We start from the raw sequence: 16,150 nt of genomic DNA, 5'->3' as shown, positions 1-16,150 counted from the left end.
TCTCGGGATCATGACTGCTTTGGGATCATGACGACGTGGTTCGTCGGCTACTCGAGCTCGATTACGGCGTCGACCTCGACCGCCACGTCGATCGGCAGGCCGCCGGCCGAGACGGCAGTGCGGCAGTGGCGGCCCTTATCGCCGAAGACCTCGACCATCAGGTCGGAGGCGCCGTTGACGACCTTGGGCTGATCGGTGAACTCCGGGGTCGAGTTGACGAAGCCACCGAGCCGCACGACCTGCTTGACCTTGTCCAGGTCGCCCCCGGCGGCCGCCTTCATCTGGGCGATCAGGTTGATGGCGCAGACCCGGGCCGCCTGCTGTCCCTCCTCGACGGAGAAGGTCGCGCCCACCTTGCCGAGAAACTGGGGCTTGCCGTCGACCAGCGGCACCTGGCCGGAGATGAAGACCAGTTTTCCGACGGCGACGAAGGGCACGTAGTTGGCGACCGGAGCCGCGGGCTCCGGAATCTCGATGCCCAACTCCTTCAGTTTCGCGTCGATCGTTCCAGCCATGGCGCGGCTCTCCTCCCTCTCGGCTCTTCGGTGTCTGTCGCTGATCGCCGCGGGCGGACGCTCGCGGCGCGCGGAGAGTAGCCGAGCGGTAGGCCGGAAGGGAAGTGGGAGCGCCGCATACACGGCAAGATCGGCGACCTGTAGCCGTTGCGGTCGATCCGGAAGCGCTGGAGCGGGACCTTGTCCTCTGCCGAATGGGCGGCGTCAGGCGGCTTTCGCCTGGTTGCGGGCCAGCAGGCGCGATCGGGCGTGCGCCATCTCTCTCCGCAGTTCCTCGACCGTCGAGCCCGAGACCGCCAACAGCTTCCAGGTCAGCTCGTCCTCGAGCAAGTCTTCAAGCCGGGGTTCACGGTTGTCGGTCCAAATCTTCGCCATCTTATCCTCGCTGCTCGACGCTTATCCCTGCGTCCCCTTCATGTAGGGGGACCTGTTACCGGTTGCCTATGACAAAGCCGAGGCCCAAAGGTGGCGACCTCATGAAGATGACCCCGATCGCAGGTCCCGGCACGGATCCCAGTGGAGTTCGGACGGGACGCGCGGCCGGATCTTCGGCTCCGAAACGGCTCTGCCGGACGTCGACGGCCAAGGCCATCTCTCCGGACGCTCCCGATCTAGACCAGATCCGATGAAGCGGCCGTTAAGTAGTAAGGTTAAAGTCTAAAAGACAACTAAGGGGCGCATCAAGGCCGAAGTGGGGAAACCTCTAAAACCAGATCGGCCAACGCCTGCGCGTTTGACCTGGCGCGCGGAGGTAGAATCAGCTCGGAGATTGAATCAAAGAGGAGCGCAAGCGGTGCAGCGCTTGCGCTCCTCTCAGGTCTTCCTGCTCCGAAGGTGACGAAGATCCACCTTCGCAGTGGAACGGTCGCTCCCCCCTGTGTCGCCGCTCCCTAAGAACAGCCGCTCGTCGCGCCACAGGTGGTGCACTTCATGCAGGTGCCGTTGCGGACCAAGGTGAAGTTGCCGCACTCGCCGCAAGCGTCGCCCTCGTAGCCCTTCATGCGGGCCTCGCGGATGCGCTCCAGACGCTGGTCGACTTCTGTGCCGATCCGGCGGCTGACCGATACCTCCTGCGAAACGAAGCTGGCGGTCTGGACGCCTCCAGACGCTGTGGCCGCGTCGCCGGCGTAGGCAGGACCATCGGTGCCTGTCGCTTCAAGCTGTGCCGTGGTGTCCAGGGTGGCGTCCAGGGGGGCACTCTGGTCCCCGGTCTGGGCACCGCCGGGCAGCACCAGCAGTTGGTTCCGCACGAAGCCCCGCGAGGTGACGCGCCGCACCGTCTCGGTGATCGCCTGCTCGACCTGATCTTCCAGATTGGCCTGCGCTTCGCCGCGGCCGGTCGCGTCCGGCAGGACGTCGTCCGGTGCGACATGGGCCAGGTCGTTGCGGCCCAGGTAGCTGATCGCCAGTTCGCGGAAGATGTAGTCCAGCACGCTGGTCGCCATCTTGATGGCGTCGTTGCCCTCGACCATGCCCGAGGGTTCGAAGCGGGTGAAGGTATAGGCCTCCACATACTCCTCCAGCGGCACGCCGTACTGCAGGCCGATCGAGATCGCGATGGCGAAGTTGTTCATCAGACTGCGGAAGGCGGCGCCTTCCTTGTGCATGTCGACGAAGATCTCGCCCAGGCTGCCGTCCTCGTACTCGCCGGTGCGCAGGTAGACCTTGTGACCGCCTACCACGGCCTTCTGAGTGTAGCCCTTGCGTCGGCCGGGCAGGCGCTGGCGGCTGACCTCCCGCTCGATGATCCGCTCGACGATCTTCTCGGCGACCAGACCGGCCTTGGCCGTCGTCGGTGCGGCCGCGAGGGCTTCGGCCAGCTCATCGGCCTCTTCGTCCGCCTCGTCGTCGATCAGGCCGGAGGCCAGCGGCTGGCTGAGCTTGGAGCCGTCGCGGTAGAGCGCGTTGGCCTTGATGCCCAGCTTCCAGGACAGCTCGTAGGCGGCCTGGCAGTCCTCGACCGCCGCCTCGTTCGGCATGTTGATGGTCTTGGATATAGCGCCGGAGATGAAGGGCTGCGCCGCGGCCATCATGCGGATGTGCGATTCGGCCGAGAGGTAGCGCTTTCCGGTCTTGCCGCAGGGCGTGGCGCAGTCGAACACCGGCAGATGTTCGGCCTTCAGATGGGGCGCGCCCTCCAGGGTCATCGCTCCGCAGCAGTAGATGTTGGCGGCCTCGATCTCGTCCTTGGTGAAGCCGATGGCGGCCAGCAGATCGAAGCTGAGATCCTCCAGCTCGGCATCGCCGAGGCCCAGGGCCGTCCGGCAGAAACTCTCGCCCAGGGTCCACTTGTTGAAGGCGAACTTGATGTCGAAGGCGCTGCCCAGAGCGGACTCCAGGGCGTTCAGCGCGGCCTCGTTGAAGCCCTTGGCCTTGAGGGTTTCGTGGTTGACGCCGGGGGCCTGGGCCAGCGTTCCGTGACCCACGGCGTAGCGCACGATCTCCTCGACCTGCTCCTCGCCGTAGCCCAGATGCGCCAGCGCGGCCGGGACGGTGCGGTTGATGATCTTAAAGTAGCCGCCGCCGGCCAGCTTCTTGAACTTCACCAGGGCGAAATCCGGTTCGATGCCGGTGGTGTCGCAATCCATCACCAGCCCGATGGTGCCGGTCGGGGCGATCACCGTGGCCTGGGCGTTGCGGAAGCCGTGCACCGATCCCAGCTCGACTGCCTCGTCCCAGGCAGCCGCCGCGGCCACGGCCACGGCGCGGTCGGGACAGCTCGCCAGGTCCAGGGCGACCGGCGCGATGGACAGGGCCTCATAACCCGAGGTGCGGCCGTGCGCCGCCAAGCGATGGTTGCGGATGACCCGCAGCATCGAGTCGCGGTTTTCCTGGTAGCCGGGGAAGGCGCCCAGCTCGCTCGCCATTCTGGCCGAGGTGACGTAGGACTCGCCGGTCATCAACGCGGTGATGGCGCCGCCCAACGCACGGCCCGCGTCGCTGTCGTAGGACAGGCCAAGCGACATCAGCAGACCGCCGAGATTGGCGTAGCCCAGACCCAGGGTGCGGTAGCGGTAGGAGCGCTCGGCGATCTCACGGCTCGGGAACTGCGCCATCATGACGGAGATCTCGAGCACGACGGTCCAGAGCGCAACGCCGTGCCGGAAGTCCTCGACGTCGAAACCGCCGTCCTCCTGCCGGAAGGTCATGAGGTTCAGCGACGCCAGGTTACAGGCTGTGTCGTCGAGGAACATGTACTCCGAGCAGGGGTTGGAGGCGTTGATGCGCCCGCCCGACGGGCAGGTGTGCCAGTCGTTGATGGTGGTGTCGAACTGCACGCCAGGATCGGCGCAGGACCAGGCGGCCTCGGCGATGCGGCCCCAGAGCTCGCGGGCATCGATCTGCCGGGCGACCTTGCCGTCGGTCCGCCGGATCAGGTCCCAGCTTTCGCCGCGCTCGACGGCCTGCAGGAAGGAGTCGGGCACGCGGACCGAGTTGTTCGAGTTCTGGCCGGAGACCGTCAGGTAGGCTTCCGAATCCCAATCGGTGTCGTAGGTCCGGAACTCGATCTTCTCGTAACCCTGCTGCGCGAACTGGATGACCCGGCGCACGTAGTTGTCGGGGATCATCGCCTTGCGAGCGTCGCGGATCGCTTGCTTCAGCGCAACGTTCGACTTGGGGTCGAAGCGATCCTCGCCGGCGCCGAGCTGACAGGCCTGGATGACGGCGTTGAGATGCTTGTTGCAGAGCTTGGAACCGGCGACCAGGGCGGCGACCTTCTGCTCCTCCGTCACCTTCCAGTCGATGTAATCCAGAATGTCCGGGTGATCGAGGTCGACGGTCACCATCTTGGCGGCGCGACGCGTGGTACCGCCGGACTTGATGGCGCCGGCAGCGCGGTCACCGATCCTCAGGAAGGACATTAGGCCGGAGGAACGGCCGCCGCCGGCCAACGGCTCCTCGGCGCCGCGCAGCCTGGAGAAGTTGGAGCCGGTGCCGGAGCCGTACTTGAACAGCCGCGCCTCGCGGGTCCAGAGGTCCATGATGCCGCCGTCGTTCACCAGGTCGTCGGACACCGACTGGATGAAGCAGGCGTGGGGCTGGGGATGTTCGTAGGCGCCGGTCGCCTTGGTCAGGCTGCCGCTGCGGTAGTCGACGTAGTAGTGGCCCTGGCTGGGGCCGTCGATCCCGTAGGCCCAATGCAGACCGGTGTTGAACCACTGGGGCGAGTTCGGCGCGCACATCTGCCGCGCCAGCATGACGCAAAGCTCCTCGTAGAAGGAGCGGGCGTCCTCCTCGGTGTCGAAATAGCCGCCCTTCCAGCCCCAGTAGGTCCAGGTGCCGGCCAGGCGGTTGAAGACCTGCTTGGACGAAGTCTCGCCGCCGTACCGCTCCTCCTCCGAGAGCTCGGCCAGAGCTTCCTCGTCCGGCTCGGACCGCCAGAGGAAGGCCGGCACGTCCGGCTCTTCGACTTTCTTCAGTCGCTTCGGCACGCCGCGCTTGCGGAAATACTTCTGAGCCAGGATGTCGCTCGCCACCTGCGACCAGTCTTCCGGCACCTCGACCCGCTCGTTCTGAAAGACCAGGGATCCGTCGGGGTTGCGGATCTCGCTGCTGGTGGTCTTGAACGCGATATCGGCGTAGACGTCTCGGTCGGATGACGTGAATCGGCGTGCGACCCGCATGGCTGTAAGAACCCCCTTCGCGGTTTTTCGACAACTCGGAATGAGACTGTTTGACCCCCGAACGCACCCGATGAAGGGCCCGCGCCGCCTCCCCAAAAGCGAGCGAAACACCAGATCTCGTTCAGGGCGCGCATCTAACCACAAGATAGAGCGATGGTCACGAGATTTTGTGATGCAAACGGGGCCCGTCGCGAAGATCTGGTAGGTCTGCCGCGCGCTATGCCGTCGTTTGCCTTGGAACGGCCACATCCGGCGTCCTAAGCTGCGGTTTCCGCCCGCTATTCATTAGGAAAAGCCTCATGCCGGCCGCCGCCTTGCCGATCCTCGCCGTTCTCCTTGCCGCGTCTTGGGGCGCCCTCGGGGGCGCTCTCGTCTCGGCGGTGCCTGCCGTGGCTCAGGCCGAAACGCCTGCCACGCCCCTGCGCAGTTTGGCGGCGCTGAAGGCCGACGGCCCGGAATTCTATCTGCATCCGCTCGAGCAAGGATGGATCTGGCAGGCGGTTGAGTCCGAGCCGCCGCATCACGTCATGACCTTCACGCCGGAGGATCAGTCCCAGCGCGGCTGGACCGATGCCTTGCTGCTGGGCGTTCGGCGCGGCGACAGGCGTCCGCCGCAGGATCTGCTGGCCTGGGCCGAACGGCAGCTCGCCACGCAATGCCGCGACTTGCGGCGCAGCGGTTTGGAGCAGGGCGAAACGGCCGACGGCTGGGCCGAGGCTTGGCGCCTTTTCTCCTGCCCCAGCCGTCGCGTCGCGGACGGAAGCACCGGACAGGTTGGAAGCGGGCAGGTTGGAGGCGGGGTGGGCGAAATCCGTCTCCTGCGTGCCGTGCAGGGGGAACGTGCGGGCTACCTGATCGCCCGCGTCTGGCGCAGACCGGCCTTCGCGGCCGACAGCCCCATCGGCCAGCAAGAAATTCAGCTGGCGCGTTCCCTGCTGACCGCTGGCGATCCTTGCCTGCGGGACAGCCTACGGAGCACCTGCCCCTTCTACAGCTCCATGGGTCTCGCCGCGCTGGACGACGCCAAGCCCTATGGGGTTTTCGACGTCCGTTGACTTCGTCTCCTGGGGCAGGTTTTCCGCAGCGAGAGAACCCGAACGGCTCGGCGCGTCTCGACATTCCAACGGACGACCGCCGGGACACCTTCGATCTGCTCGTGCTGCCGGATGGGCGCAAGCTGGCCTTTCTCGATTGGGGCGACCCGACGGGCTTTCCGGTCTTCTATTTTCACGGAACCCCCAGCAGTCGTCTGGAGGGCGCCTTCGCGGACGCCGCGGCCCGTCGCCATGGGTTCCGTCTGATCGCCACCGACCGACCCGGTTTCGGCCGTTCCGACTTTCAGCCCGGCCGCCGCTTCGGCGACTGGCCGAGGGATGTCTCCGCGCTCGCCGATCACCTGGGCCTCGATGATTTCGGCGTGGCCGGCCATTCCGGCGCCGGGCCTCACCTCTTCGCCTGCGGTGCTTTCTTGGCGCCTGCCCGCTTGAGATTCATCGGCGCCTTGGGGCCCTGGGGACCCGTCGCCTCGCCTGCGATGACGGCGGATCTCAACGCCCTCGACCGCTTTTACCTGCGGCTGTCACGTCACTTGCCGTGGGTCATGCGTGCGGCCTTCGCACCGCTCGGATGGGGGGCGACCTACTGGCCGGGCCTCTTCTTCGGAGTGATGCGGGCCTCTGTCTCGCCGGCCGACAAGGCGGCCCTGTCAGACAAGGCCCTTTTGGGAGTCTTTCGCCGCATGGAGCGGGAGGCGTTCCGGCAGGGCAGCCGAGGGGCGGCCCACGAAGCCCTGATCGCCTTCCGACCCTGGGACTTCGATCTCGCCCAGGTCGCCGTCCCCACCCATATCTGGCTGGGCGAGGAGGACATCTTCGTGCCCGTCGCGATGGGCCGTCATATCGAGCGGAGCATTCCCGACGCGTCCCTCCGCCTGGTGCCCGGGAAAGGCCATTTCAATATCGAGAATTGGGACGACATCTTCGCCGCCTGCGCAGGCAGCCGCAGGGACAGGATTTAGGTTTCCTCTCCCTTGCCCAGTTCCAGCAAGGCGCGTTTCAGGCCGTCTTCCGCATAGGGCTTCTTCAAGACCGGAGCCTGCGGATAGTTCGCGGTGATCTCCTCCGCTGCGCCATAGCCGGTGGCCAGGACGAACGGAACCCCCAGTTCCGCGAGGCGGACGGCAACCGGCAGCGACGTCTCCTTGCCGAGATTCACGTCCAGGACCGCGAGCGCGAAGGTTCGATTTTCGAGGATCCGAAGCGCATCGGCCACGGTGCTCGCCGTCTGTATTTCAGAGGCGCCGAATCTCGTCAGCATGTCGCTGGCGTCCATCGCGATGATCATGTTGTCCTCGACCAGCAGCGCCGGTCCGTTTAGCGCCAACTTTGCTGTCTCGACGATCTGTTCCCGAGGCTGCCCCTCGCCGTCTTCCGCCGGTGCCTCCTCGACATAGTCGGCTGGGATCACGAAGTCGGCTTCCACGCCGGTCGTCCGAAAGCGGAGATCTGCTTTCCCCTTCAACTCGAAGGGGATCGACTGCTCGATGATGGTTCGTCCGAAGCCGCGCCGTTTCGGCACCTCTACCGGCGGTCCGCTTCTTTCGCGCCATTCGGCGAGGAGGGCGCCCGATGCTTCCCGACGCAGCTCGATCGCCACCGAGCCGGTGGAGTCGCTCAAGGCACCGTACTTCGCTGAGTTGGTGATCAGTTCGTGAACCACCAGAGCCATCATCGAGAAGGCATTGGGCGTAAGCAGCACGTCCTTACCGCTGATGCTGACGCGACCTTGCCTGTCGTCCACGAAGGCCTTGAGCTCGATCTCGATGAGCTTCACCAGAGAGACCGAACTCCAGTCCTGCTGAGTCAGTTGGTCGTGGGCGCGCCCGAGAGCCTGAATGCGGTCGTCGAGGATGGCCGTGAAGCTTTCGATGGTGTCGGTTTCGCCCCGGCCTTGTGAAACCAAGCCGCGGATCAGGTTGAGGATGTTTCGTACCCGATGGTTCAACTCGGCGATCAGCAGCTCTTGCTGCTCCAGTGCCCTCGTCCGCTCCGTACTGGCTTGGTCGGTGACTTTCAGAACGACCTCCAGCAGTGTCACGCGAAGAGTTTCGGCGGCCCGCAGCTCGCGGAGGCTCCAGGGTGCCGACTGGTTTTTCACCACCTCTTGCCAGGCCTCGAAGCTCTTGCGCGGTGTCAGGCGGATGCCGTTCGGTCCGACTTCGACGGGCTTGCTGGGGTTGCCGGCCCAGGTGACGATCTGAGCGACCTCGCGGCGGAACAGCACGATGTAGTCGCGCGGTCTTCGCGAAATCGGAAGCGCCAGCAGACCGGCGACACGATCCGCGAAGTCGCCGGCGCCCTCATATCGCTCCGCGAGGTTGTCGGTGGCGAAGATCGTGCCGGTCTCCGTTGTGTTCAGGAAGCGGGCCAGACCGGCGAACTCCTGCTCCGTCGGGGCGGCGCCGAGCGCGGCGTAGCGGCCATCGGAATAGAGTGCGATGCCGTCGAACTCGATCACCTCGCCGATCTCGCCCGCATCCGCCTCGAAACTGCCGAAGAGATCCGTTTGGTCCGAGAGCCGCATCATCAGTCGCTCATGGAGGGCTTGAGCTCTCTGGTAGTCCTGACGCTCGAGTTCGTTTTCCTTGTCCGCGAGCTCGTAGGAGAAAAGCTGTGCGAACAGCTCCACCGCCGTTCGCTTCTCGTAATCCATGTAGAGCGGCGTTCTGTGGTGACAGGCGAATAGGCCCCATAATTCGCCTTTGCGCAGGATCGAGACCGACAGAGAGGCGGCGACGCCCATGTTGCGCAGGTACTCCAGGTGGATCGGCGACACGGCGCGCGTGACGGCAAGCGACAGATCCAGCGGTTTGCCTTCTGGGTTCCTCTCAGGGACGATCGGAAAGACCTCCCCCTCCACATCGGCGATCAGCCGCAGGGGGCTGCGCTTGTAGAGTTCGCGTGCCTGCTTGGGAATATCGCTGGCCGGATAGCGAAGCCCCAAGTAGGGCTCCATGGCCTGTTCACGCGCTTCGGCGATCACGCTTCCGCTGCCGTCGTCGGCCAAGCGATAGACCATCACCCGGTCGAAACCGGTCAGCATCTTCAGGGCGCGCGCCGCTTCGTTGCACATCGCGTCGATCTCCGCGTGACGGCGGACTCTGGAGATCAGCGGCTGCACATAGGACAGGTCGTCCCGCTCTGGGGCCTCGCTCTTGCCCTCGAACTCGAACACGAAGGTCCGGCCGGTTGCATGGATCGAGATGTCGAAGCTTCGGCCGTCCTCCAGGACATCCTGAGCGAAGATCCGCACTGTGCCTTGATTCCGATCGAGAAGCTGCAGCTTCGAGCGCAGGAGGTGCGTCGTCTCCGACGGCAGGTGATCGGCGATCTGGGTTCCGACCAGGGTCTTCGGGTCGAGACCGAGAATTCGGTCGAGGTTGCCGGAGACGTGGGTCACCAGCCAGTCCTGCGACACGGCGATCAGGCAGCCGTAAGCCTGGACGTGGCCGAGGATGTGGATCGGCTCGCGGTCGCAGTTCGTCAAATCGATCTTTGCGTCGGTTGAAAGCACCGTTTCGTCAGACAAAGATCCGTTCTCCGGAGATACTGCTTTTCACGTCGGTTGCAGCAGTTTCGAACAGATAAAAGATGTGGATTGCGTCCGCCACCACGCGGTCCGCTTCGCATCCCTCAGCCGGTTTCGCTGCGAGCAGATGGCACAGCGCCTTCCATTGGCGAGAGACGGGCGGCAACGAGATGTAGGCAGCGGCAGCCAGCACTGAAGGATACGGCGAGGCCTGCCAGCGTCGCCTCAGAACCTGCAGACCCAGTCGCGAGCCCAGCAGCACATAGTCGCTCGCAATTGGGTGGCACTCCTGCAGGCTGTTTGGTCGTACCCCAGCCTTCGCTGTATGGGGCTCGCAGGCGGACGTCCGCTGGCGCGCGTCGGAGAGCGCCGCGAGATCGCTATGAACCAGTCGGCGAAGCTCGGCCGGATTGCTGTGTGCTTCATAGTCATAGGATGGCCGCCGTGGGTCGATCTCGCGATCCTCGTCCCTTGGGGTGCGAGCGAGAGCCATTGCGTCGAGCGCAATCGCATGGGCTTCCAGAAAGCCACCCAGACCCTCCGGCTGCGTCAGATCGAAATCTGCAAAAGCGGCATCCACACGGTCGTGGGCCTGACGCCCATCCTGTCGGAGCCGTTCTCTCAGCGACCAGGTCACACTCGTCTCCACGGCTCTCCACGGCTCACGGCGGGCGAAATCTAGAAGTCGATCGACCCTGGGTCGATCACAGCCGGCCAGACCAACAGCGGCGCAGGCGGCTCGTACAACAAACGATGACACTGTTTCGAAAGCCGGATGTTAAGCCTCGCATACACTGTCAAATGGCACAAACGGGCCGGGTTCGACATGCCCGCGGTTGCCGGTCTCCGGTCGTTGCCCGATGGGTCGTGAGAGATCGTTCTTCGCCGATGGAACTGGGTTTGCCACCACTTGCGGCGAGTCTGGCCGCGCCGAACGGCCGCTCGTGAGTTCCGCGCCCGCGACGATCGGCAGCGGGAGAGTTGCGTGACGCAATTGACCCACCGGCTCCCTTCGTGCCTTAAAACCGGCTTGCCAGGAGAGGCCGGTTTCTTATGAGCGCTGAGATCCGCGAGAACAGGCGCGTCTACCTGTTCGATTCCACGCTGCGCGACGGGGCGCAGACCCAGGGTGTCGACTTCACGGCGGCAGACAAGATCGCGCTGGCCCGTGCGCTCGACCGCCTGGGTGTCGATTACATTGAGGGCGGCTGGCCGGGCGCCAACCCGACCGACGACGCCCTCTTCGCCGAGCCGCCGGAGCTGACGACAGCGAAGCTGGTGGCCTTCGGCATGACCCGCCGTCCGGGCCGCTCGGTGGACAACGACCCCGGCTTGGCGGCGCTGGTTCAGGCCAAGGCGCCGGTGGCCTGCATCGTCGGCAAGACCTGGGACTTCCACGTCGATGTGGCGCTGGAGATCCCGCGCGAGGAGAACCTGGCCCTGATCGGCGACAGCATCGCCCACATGGCGGCGCGGAAGGCCGAGGCCCACTTCGATGCCGAGCACTTCTTCGACGGCTTCAAGGCCAACCGCGACTATGCCCTGGCCTGCCTCGCGGCGGCCCAGGAGGCCGGGGGGCGCTGGCTGGTGCTCTGCGACACCAACGGCGGCACCTTGCCCCACGAGGTGTCGGAGATCGTGTCCGCCGTGCGGGCGGCGCTGCCGGACGCAAATCTCGGCATCCACTGCCACGACGACACCGACAACGCCGTCGCCAACTCGCTGGCCGCCGTGCTGGCCGGGGCGCGGCAGGTGCAGGGCACGCTGAACGGTCTCGGCGAGCGCTGCGGCAATGCGAACCTCTGCGCCTTGATCCCGACCTTTGCGCTCAAGATGGATTTCGATGTCGGCATTGGGCCAGACCAGCTAAGCCAACTCACCTCCGTCTCGCGACTGCTCGACGAGCGGCTGAACCGTCCGGCCGATCCGGGCGCCGCTTACGTCGGGCCACGCGCCTTCGCCCACAAGGGCGGCCTGCATGTCTCGGCGGTGGCCAAGGATACCCGGACCTACGAGCATGTCGAGCCGGCGCTGGTCGGCAACGAGCGGCACATCGTGGTGTCGGATCAGGCGGGGCGTGCCAACATCTTGTCGCGCTTCGCTGAGATCGGACTTGAAGTCGATTCCGACGATCCGAAGGTTGCAGCCCTGGTGGAGGAGGTGAAGGCGCGGGAGTTTCAGGGCTTCGCCTACGACGGGGCCGAGGCCTCCTTCGAGCTGCTGGCCCGCCGCGCCCTGGGGCAGGTCCCCGACTACTTCGAGCTGCAGCGCTTCAAGGTCATGGACGACCGCCGCTGGAACGCGCGCGGCGAACTCGTGACCGAGTCCGAAGCCACGGTGACCCTGGAAGTGGCCGGCCAGCCGATGATGACCGTGGCCGATGGCAACGGGCCGGTGGATGCCCTGGACAAGGCCCTGCGCAAGGCGCTGCTGCCCACCTATCCCCAGCTCGAGACCATGCGGCTGACGGACTACAAGGTGCGCATCCTGACGCCCCAGGCCGGGACCGAGGCCGTGACCCGCGTGATGATCGAGAGCGCAGGCCGCAACGGTCGCTGGACCACCGTCGGCGTTTCAACCAATGTCATAGATGCCTCCTGTAAGGCCTTGATCGACGCCATTGTTTGGAAGCTGCGCCGCGAAGGCTTGCGGGAGCCGGGTGTCTGATCATGGCTGGAACCAACGCACGCGAGATCAAACATCTTCCGCCCGCGCCGGCGGTCATCCTGGTGTCGCCTCAACTGGGCGAGAACATCGGCATGACGGCCCGTGCCATGCTGAACTGTGGTCTGACCGACCTGCGCCTCGTCACGCCCAAGCAGGGCTGGCCGAACCCCAACGCCGTGGCCGCTGCCTCCGGTGCCGACCGGGTGCTGGATCAAGTCCGAGTCTTCCAGACCACGCGCGACGCGGTGACGGACCTGACGCGGGTCTATGCCACCACCGCCCGGCCGCGCGACCTGGTCAAGGAGGTGATGACCCCGCGCGCCGCCGCCGCCGCCCAGCGGGCGGAGATGGCCGCCGGGCAGGGGGTCGGCCTGCTGTTCGGGCCCGAGCGGACCGGACTGGAGAACGAGGATCTCGCCCTGGCGGACGTGATCGTCACCGCGCCGCTCAATCCCGGCTACAGCTCCCTCAACCTGGCGCAGGCGGTCCTGCTGGTCGGCTACGAGTGGTGGACCGCCGCCGACGCCACGCCGCCGCGCCAGCTCGACCACGGCGACAGCGGCCCCGCCGACAAGGCCGAGCTCTTCGCCTACCTTGATCGCCTGGACGCGGCGCTCGACCGCCTCGGCTTCTACCACCCCCCGGAAAAGCGCCCCGGCATGCGCCGCAACGTCCATGCGATCTTCCAGCGCGCCCAGCTCAGCGGTCAGGAGGTGCGGACCCTTCAGGGCATCGTCTCGGCCTTCCTGGGCGCCAAGCTGAAGCGCGGGCCGGAGGCGCTGGCGGCGAAGCAGATCGAGAGCGAAGAAAACGCTTGAGAATTATGGTTTAACCACCTGATTTAATTTCATCTTCACCTTGAGCTTGTCGAAAGCTGTCTCGCTCCACCGGGAGCGCAAACCGCTCATCTTTCGGCTGCGGGCCGTTGCTACTCCGCTCAAGATGAAGAACGCTCTCCGGAGGTTCTCGAGCCCGGAGGCGCCTGAGACTTGCCCTCTAACATCTTGAAAAACGACGATAGAAACAGCGCTCTTAAACTAGGCTGAAATGCAACTCGACCGGGGTGCAGTCCTGGCCGTTGATCGGCACGATGTCCTGGGGGCAGGCGGACATGGCCACGACGCAGTCCATCTCCGCCCGCAGCACCACGTGGTCGCCGGGTTGGCTGACAGTGGGGTAGAAGCCGACACCGCCCTCGGCCAGGATCGGGATGTTCATCCAGAGGTTCAGGGGGCTCGGCACCTCGCGGACACGTAGCCCAATGGCCTTGACCGCCATGCGCAGATTGTCGGCGCAGTTGTCGTGGTAGCCCTCGACGCCCAGGGTGCGGTAGCGCCAGAGGTCGCAGGCGGCGATCAGAGTGTCGTGCACGCCGGGCGAGCTGTCCTCCTCCAGCACCAGGATGGGCCGGCGGCGGTTGCTCGCCAGCTCGTCGCCGGGTCGCGGCACTAGCCGGCCGATCCAGGCGCGCAGGTGCTCCATCGACAGGAACTCGGAGGGGTCGTCGCTGGAAAAGGCCCAGGTGTCGCAGACCTGGGTGCCGTGGGTGTTGACGATCTTGAGGCGCTCGCCGCGCTTCAGGCGAACGGCGCGGCCCTGGCGCGCCGGCACCTGGTAGAGCTGGCCCTGCGCGGGTCGGCCGTCTGCAGAGATCGGGTCGTTCAGCGTGGCGTTCCGGCCGTCCTCGTCGCCGTTGTCCGTTACCTCGGGAAAGTCCTGCGTCACGTGCGTCATGGGCGGCGCTCCTATCTGGATACTGCCGCGCGACTCTGCCCGCTTCGGCGGCGCTGGGCCAGCAGTTCGCCAAGCCCCTGGGTCAGCAGGGCCGTCAGGACGATGGCGCCACCCAGCAACGCCCAGCGGCTCGGCACCTCGGTCAGCAGCGCCCAGACCAGCAGGGGCCCCAGCACCGCCTCCAGCAGCAGCATCAGGCTGACCACCGGACTGGGCGCGAAGCGGGGTGCGGTGGTGATCAGGGCGAAGGCGCAGGCGACCGTCACCCCCATGGTCACCTGCCATCCAAAGCTGACGCTGTCCATGACGAAGGGGCTGGCGAACCAGATCATTACGAAGGCTGAGACGTAGCCGGCCAGGACCATGCAGGGCAGGGAGGTCACCTCGCGCCGCCGGCGGACGACGGTAAAGGCCCCGCCCAGGGCGACCGCCACGGCCAGGGCGCAGAGGTTGCCGAGCAGGGGATTCGGCCCCACCGCCGCGCCGCCTCCCGTGCCGACCAGCAGTCCGGCCTCGCCCGCGAAAATCACCGCCATGCCGGCCAGGGCGCCGAAGATCGCCAGCCAGGTTCGGCCGGCCGTCGCCTCTCCCAGGAAAAGGCGCGAGAAGAGTGCGGCGAAGAGCGGTGCCGTGGCGACGATCAGCAGCACGTTGGCGACCCCGGTATTGGCTACCGCGAAGACGAAGGCCATCTGGTTGACCGCGAAGAGGGCGGCCGCCAGCAGGCCAGCCGGGCCGATGTGGCGCAGCTTGCCGAACCAGCCAGGTCCCTCGACGACGGCGTAGAGAACCAGGATGTTGGTCGCCACCAACAGGTTGCGCCAGAAGGCGACGGTGAAGGCATCGGCCTCGATCAGCCGTAGCATCAAGGTATCCGGTGCCAGGATCAGAACGCCCAGCGCCGCCATGGCCATGCCTTTGGTCTGCGGCGTTGCCGCCGCAGACAGCTGCTGTGCGGCCATGATCGTTCTGCGGTCCCGCCCTGTTCGTCCGCTGGGGTCTTGTACCGAAGGGTTGTAGCGCTACTGGGGTTTGTAGCGCTACTGGGGCGCCGCTGTCTTCTGGCCCTGAACGGCGAAGAAGGAGTCGGCCTTGTAGTAGGGCGGCAGGTCGAAGGTGCCGGCTTCCAGCCGGCAGGAGCGGGTGGGGCGGCCGCGCACGACCTCCCCGGTGAAGCGCGAGAGCACCTTGCACTTGACCAGCGGCCAGGCGTCCGCGGCGGTATACTCGGCGATAAAGAGCCGTCGCGGCGCCTCCCCCAGGTTTGGGCCGGAGCCGTGCAGCGCCATGGCATGCATCAGGCAGACGTCGCCGGCCTTGCCGACGACTGGCTGAGCGCGGGGTGCCAGCTCCGCCGCCAGATCCTTGTCGATGGCGCCGACGAAGCTGCCGTTCTGAAAGTGATCGTAGAACTGCCGGTGGCTGCCCGGAACGATGCGCAGGCAGCCGTTCGCCTCGTCCATATCGTCGAGCAGCAGCAGGGCTGTCACCTGATCGCTGTTGGTATGGGGCTCGAAGGCATGGTCGCTGTGGAAGTCCACCTGCGCGGCCATGCCGGGCAGTTTGACGTTGAGCTTGCAGTGATGGAATTTCACGTCCGGCCCGATCAGTTCGGCCAGCATGTCGACGAAGGGGGCGTTGCGGATCGCTTCCTCGTAAGCCTCCGAGATGTCGCAGGGGTTCATGACCCGGCGCAGGCGCGGCGCCTCGCGGCTGTGCCCCTCCTCCAGGTCGAAGCGCGCCTTGCCGTTTTCGGTGGTTCCGTAGTTGCCGTCGTGGCCTCGGCTGTCCTCGATCCAGTCGTCGAGCTGGGCTCGCAGAGCGGCCAGGGCTTCCGGCCCGACGCCGCCGGGCAGCGTGACGAAGCCCTGGCTGCGATAGGCCTCGATCTGATCGGGGGAGAGCAGGCTGGGCATGGCGGCGGCCTCAATCCGTTTGTCGCTCCCGAGCGCCGGCTCTTTCGGCTGTGGCGACGGCAGCTCCACCCCTTGATCTTAGCCTGAGCAGGCCGCATTTGACAGC

Annotated in this window: 12 protein-coding genes; 4 read left to right on the top strand and 8 right to left on the bottom strand. The window is 66.0% G+C overall.

What is annotated here, in order from left to right; all coding sequences use genetic code 11:
- Window positions 1-47: 47 nt before the first annotated feature.
- The 3 genes from ACO054_RS11395 to ACO054_RS11385 all read right to left on the bottom strand — a co-directional run bounded on the left by ACO054_RS11395 (window position 48) and on the right by ACO054_RS11385 (window position 5,140).
- Window positions 48-515 (bottom strand): RidA family protein, encoded by a 468-nt coding sequence (locus tag ACO054_RS11395; protein WP_421706697.1) that lies wholly within the window; start codon window positions 513-515, stop codon window positions 48-50.
- A 204-nt stretch (window positions 516-719) separates the two neighbouring features.
- Complete coding sequence (locus ACO054_RS11390; RefSeq protein ID WP_421706696.1) at window positions 720-890, bottom strand: hypothetical protein; 171 nt, start codon at window positions 888-890, stop codon at window positions 720-722.
- A 515-nt stretch (window positions 891-1,405) separates the two neighbouring features.
- Window positions 1,406-5,140, bottom strand: a complete 3,735-nt coding sequence (locus tag ACO054_RS11385) for a vitamin B12-dependent ribonucleotide reductase (RefSeq protein WP_421706695.1) — start codon at window positions 5,138-5,140, stop codon at window positions 1,406-1,408.
- A gap of 299 nt (window positions 5,141-5,439) precedes the next feature.
- On the opposite strand from ACO054_RS11385, the gene ACO054_RS11380 reads away from it, so the two are divergent.
- On the top strand, window positions 5,440-6,195 hold the full coding sequence (locus ACO054_RS11380; protein WP_421706694.1) for a hypothetical protein: 756 nt from the start codon (window positions 5,440-5,442) through the stop codon (window positions 6,193-6,195).
- Complete coding sequence (locus tag ACO054_RS11375) at window positions 6,192-7,157, top strand: alpha/beta fold hydrolase (RefSeq protein ID WP_421706693.1); 966 nt, start codon at window positions 6,192-6,194, stop codon at window positions 7,155-7,157. The genes ACO054_RS11380 and ACO054_RS11375 overlap by 4 nt, the downstream gene beginning before the upstream one ends.
- On the opposite strand, the gene ACO054_RS11370 is transcribed toward ACO054_RS11375, so the two are convergent.
- Complete coding sequence (locus ACO054_RS11370; RefSeq protein WP_421706692.1) at window positions 7,154-9,727, bottom strand: HWE histidine kinase domain-containing protein; 2,574 nt, start codon at window positions 9,725-9,727, stop codon at window positions 7,154-7,156. The genes ACO054_RS11375 and ACO054_RS11370 overlap by 4 nt on opposite strands.
- A complete protein-coding gene (locus ACO054_RS11365; protein ID WP_421706691.1) occupies window positions 9,720-10,364 on the bottom strand; it encodes a biliverdin-producing heme oxygenase in 645 nt (214 codons plus the stop codon). The genes ACO054_RS11370 and ACO054_RS11365 overlap by 8 nt, the downstream gene beginning before the upstream one ends.
- A gap of 416 nt (window positions 10,365-10,780) precedes the next feature.
- Between ACO054_RS11365 and cimA the strand changes: the two genes are divergently transcribed.
- Together cimA and ACO054_RS11355 are read left to right on the top strand one after the other, a co-directional pair.
- Window positions 10,781-12,394 carry a citramalate synthase gene (gene cimA, locus ACO054_RS11360; protein WP_421706690.1) on the top strand — a complete coding sequence of 538 codons (1,614 nt, stop codon included), beginning with the start codon at window positions 10,781-10,783 and terminating at the stop codon, window positions 12,392-12,394.
- A 2-nt stretch (window positions 12,395-12,396) separates the two neighbouring features.
- Entirely contained in the window at window positions 12,397-13,212 is an 816-nt protein-coding gene (locus tag ACO054_RS11355; RefSeq protein WP_421706689.1) for an RNA methyltransferase, read from the top strand.
- Between the two features lie 214 nt (window positions 13,213-13,426).
- Here the strand turns inward: ACO054_RS11355 and ACO054_RS11350 are convergent, their stop codons facing one another.
- From ACO054_RS11350 to ACO054_RS11340, 3 genes are all read right to left on the bottom strand, one after another.
- Window positions 13,427-14,128 (bottom strand): DUF1989 domain-containing protein, encoded by a 702-nt coding sequence (locus ACO054_RS11350; protein WP_421706688.1) that lies wholly within the window; start codon window positions 14,126-14,128, stop codon window positions 13,427-13,429.
- An 11-nt stretch (window positions 14,129-14,139) separates the two neighbouring features.
- On the bottom strand, window positions 14,140-15,090 hold the full coding sequence (locus ACO054_RS11345) for a DMT family transporter (RefSeq protein ID WP_421706687.1): 951 nt from the start codon (window positions 15,088-15,090) through the stop codon (window positions 14,140-14,142).
- A 78-nt stretch (window positions 15,091-15,168) separates the two neighbouring features.
- Window positions 15,169-16,044 carry a phytanoyl-CoA dioxygenase family protein gene (locus ACO054_RS11340; protein WP_421706686.1) on the bottom strand — a complete coding sequence of 292 codons (876 nt, stop codon included), beginning with the start codon at window positions 16,042-16,044 and terminating at the stop codon, window positions 15,169-15,171.
- Window positions 16,045-16,150: the final 106 nt, after the last annotated feature.

The sequence above is a fragment of the Algihabitans sp. genome (assembly GCF_965226985.1).
Lineage (GTDB): Bacteria > Pseudomonadota > Alphaproteobacteria > Kiloniellales > DSM-21159 > Algihabitans.
This window is presented reverse-complemented; position numbering and strand designations above follow the sequence as displayed.

Excerpts from the sequence above, each read along its gene's own strand:
- ACO054_RS11395 (WP_421706697.1), bottom strand. The coding sequence starts at position 515 with ATGGCTGGAACGATCGACGCGAAACTGAAGGAGTTGGGCATCGAGATT.
- ACO054_RS11380 (WP_421706694.1), top strand. The coding sequence starts at position 5,440 with ATGCCGGCCGCCGCCTTGCCGATCCTCGCCGTTCTCCTTGCCGCGTCT.
- ACO054_RS11350 (WP_421706688.1), bottom strand. The coding sequence starts at position 14,128 with ATGACGCACGTGACGCAGGACTTTCCCGAGGTAACGGACAACGGCGAC.
- ACO054_RS11385 (WP_421706695.1), bottom strand. The coding sequence starts at position 5,140 with ATGCGGGTCGCACGCCGATTCACGTCATCCGACCGAGACGTCTACGCC.
- ACO054_RS11390 (WP_421706696.1), bottom strand. The coding sequence starts at position 890 with ATGGCGAAGATTTGGACCGACAACCGTGAACCCCGGCTTGAAGACTTG.
- cimA (WP_421706690.1), top strand. The coding sequence starts at position 10,781 with ATGAGCGCTGAGATCCGCGAGAACAGGCGCGTCTACCTGTTCGATTCC.
- ACO054_RS11355 (WP_421706689.1), top strand. The coding sequence starts at position 12,397 with ATGGCTGGAACCAACGCACGCGAGATCAAACATCTTCCGCCCGCGCCG.
- ACO054_RS11340 (WP_421706686.1), bottom strand. The coding sequence starts at position 16,044 with ATGCCCAGCCTGCTCTCCCCCGATCAGATCGAGGCCTATCGCAGCCAG.
- ACO054_RS11345 (WP_421706687.1), bottom strand. The coding sequence starts at position 15,090 with ATGGCCGCACAGCAGCTGTCTGCGGCGGCAACGCCGCAGACCAAAGGC.